Source organism: Streptomyces gottesmaniae (assembly GCF_031845845.1).
In the GTDB taxonomy this organism is placed as follows: domain Bacteria; phylum Actinomycetota; class Actinomycetes; order Streptomycetales; family Streptomycetaceae; genus Streptomyces; species Streptomyces akebiae.
In genome coordinates this window covers 1-761 of sequence record NZ_JAVRFJ010000103.1, presented here as the reverse complement: position 1 = coordinate 761, position 761 = coordinate 1, and the positions used below count along the sequence as shown (strand labels likewise).

Annotated in this window: 1 protein-coding gene; it reads left to right on the top strand. The window is 69.5% G+C overall.

Annotated elements, in window-relative coordinates:
• On the top strand, positions 1 to 761 hold a 761-nt coding region (locus tag RM704_RS44580; RefSeq protein ID WP_311593575.1), incomplete at both ends, for an acyl-CoA carboxylase subunit beta.

The window sequence follows — 761 nt, the reverse complement described above, 5'->3', positions numbered from 1 at the left end:
CTGAGCGACGAGGACCGCGAACTCGACACGCTCGTGCCGGACAGTGCCAACCAGCCGTACGACATGCACACGGTGATCGAACACGTCCTGGACGACGGGGAGTTCTTCGAGACCCAGGCCCTGTTCGCGCCCAACATCCTCACCGGCTTCGGCCGCGTCGAGGGCCACCCGGTCGGCATCGTGGCCAACCAGCCGATGCAGTTCGCCGGCTGCCTGGACATCGACGCCTCCGAGAAGGCGGCCCGCTTCGTGCGCACCTGCGACGCCTTCAACGTCCCCGTCCTGACCTTCGTCGACGTGCCCGGCTTCCTCCCGGGCGTGGGCCAGGAGCACGAGGGCATCATCCGCCGCGGCGCCAAACTCATCTACGCCTACGCCGAGGCCACGGTGCCCCTGATCACGGTCATCACCCGCAAGGCCTTCGGCGGCGCCTACGACGTGATGGGCTCCAAGCACCTGGGCGCCGATCTCAACCTCGCCTGGCCCACCGCCCAGATCGCGGTGATGGGCGCCCAGGGCGCGGTCAACATCCTGCACCGCCGCACCATCGCCGCCGCCTCCGACGAGGAGCGCGAGGAGGTCCGCGCGCGTCTCATCCAGGAGTACGAGGACGCCCTGCTCAACCCCTACACGGCAGCCGAACGCGGTTACGTCGACGCCGTCATCCCGCCCTCCGAAACCCGCCGCCACCTCGTGCGCGGCCTGCGCCAACTCCGCACCAAGCGCGAGTCCCTCCCCCCGAAGAAGCACGGCAACATCCC